The following is a 1,659-nucleotide window of genomic DNA, read 5'->3' on the forward strand; positions in this document are numbered from 1 at the left end:
GTGCTTGGGCGGCGAGCAGGACGGCTGTGGTTGCGGCGGCTGCGGCCAGTGCGGGGGGTGCCTGGGGGCGGCCGGGTGGGGCGGTGACGCCGGTGGTCCATGCGTCGGTGATGAGCAGGTAGGCCGGTAGGAGGGCGGCGATGCAGACGATCAGCCAGGTCGGCGGGCCGGTGGTCGCGGCGACCGCTATCGCCGCGGCCGGGAGCACGGTCGTCCTGCGGCGGGCTGCCACGGTCCGCCACCGCATGGACGTCGAGACGGGGCGGGCGTCGACCATCGGGGCGGCCCACCAGGCGGTCGCCGCCGCTCCCACGGCCAGCAGCCTGACCGGCAGGGACGCGTGCAGGACGGCCGGCGGGTCGCAGGCCGCGACGACGAGGGCGGTGCCGAGGAGGCGGTCGGTGAGGCGGGAGGTGAGGCGTTCGGCGATCAGGGCGGTCCGGCTGCGGGCGGGGGCGGTCATCGGGTTCCCCCGTGGATACGGGTGCGCAGCAGCGGCGCGAGGGTGAGGTCGAGGGTCTCGCCGGGCCGGTGGGCGAGGACCGCGATGCCGCGTTCCATGAGGGCGAAGCTCATGGCGTCGCGGTCGGCCCGCCACAGCCGCAGCGCGAGTTCCCCCGCGCTGTCGCCGGGTTCGGGGACGGGCTCGCCGGCGGGGATCTCGACGACGACCATCGGGTTGGCCCGTCCGCGCACCTGGTGCAGGACGTCGAAGATCCGCCGGTCGGTCAGCGGCGTGAAGACGTACACCAGCGCGCCCTCGGGCAGCGCGGGCGGGGGCAGCGGGCCGAGTCCCTCCGTGCGGTGCACGGCGTCCTTGCGGACGTCCAGCACGCTCTCGACGATGCGGTAGAAGTACCCCTGGCCGCTGCCCGGCCGCAGCCAGCGGGTCGCGCCGCCGACCGATACGACGCCGACCCGGTCGTGGGTGCGCAGATAGGCGCGGACCAGCCCGGCGGCGGCCCGGAAGGTCTCGTCGAGCGAGGACGTGCCGGTGACCGGGTCGACCACGTCGGCGAGTACGTCCAGCAGCACCACGGTGTCGGCGGCGCGCTCCGCGGCGAACTGGTGGACCTGGAGGGTGCCGCGCCGGGTGGTGGCCGGCCAATGGACCCGCCGCTGCCGTTCGCCGCGCACGTACGGGTGCACGCCGGTGACCTCGACGCCCTCGCCGCGCTGTACGGCGGTGTGCTCGCCGAGGCGTTGCGGCAGGCGGACCGGGATGGGTGTGAGGCCGGCGTGTTCGGGCAGCGGGAAGACGGCGATCTCACCGAGGTCGGCGCGTACGGTGCGCCGGACCAGCCCGCCGGGGTCGTAGACGTCGACGTCGACCGTGCCGAGGGTCCAGCGGCCCCAGCTCCTTGCGCTCAGGACGAGTTCGACGCGGTGCGGGCCGACCGCGAGGTGGTCGAGCCGGATCCGGTGGCCGAGGGCGACGCCGGGGTCCAGGCGGGCGGGTCCGCCGTCGTAGGACAGCATGATGCGCACCGTCACCTGTTCGCCTTCGAAGCAGCGCCGCGGCTCCACCTCGACCTCGGCCGTCACGTTCTCGGGACGCGGTCCGCTCGGCAGGGCGAGGGCGAGCAGCACCAGGGGTGCGGCGGCGAGGGCGAGGACCCAGGGGCGTCCGCTGAGGAGCGCGGCGGCCAGCGCGACGGC

The 1,659-nt window shown here is 75.7% G+C and carries 2 protein-coding genes; both read right to left on the reverse strand.

The window, feature by feature from the left end; all coding sequences use genetic code 11:
* Positions 1–463: hypothetical protein (locus tag AOK24_RS32350; RefSeq protein WP_055723582.1), on the reverse strand; the 463-nt coding region annotated here is incomplete at its 3' end.
* Positions 460–1,659, reverse strand: a 1,200-nt coding sequence (locus tag AOK24_RS32355) for a DUF58 domain-containing protein (RefSeq protein WP_055723583.1), incomplete at its 5' end; no start/stop codon positions are given. The genes AOK24_RS32350 and AOK24_RS32355, both read right to left, overlap by 4 nt.

This window comes from Streptomyces niveiscabiei, assembly GCF_001419795.1.
GTDB classification, from domain to species: domain Bacteria; phylum Actinomycetota; class Actinomycetes; order Streptomycetales; family Streptomycetaceae; genus Streptomyces; species Streptomyces niveiscabiei.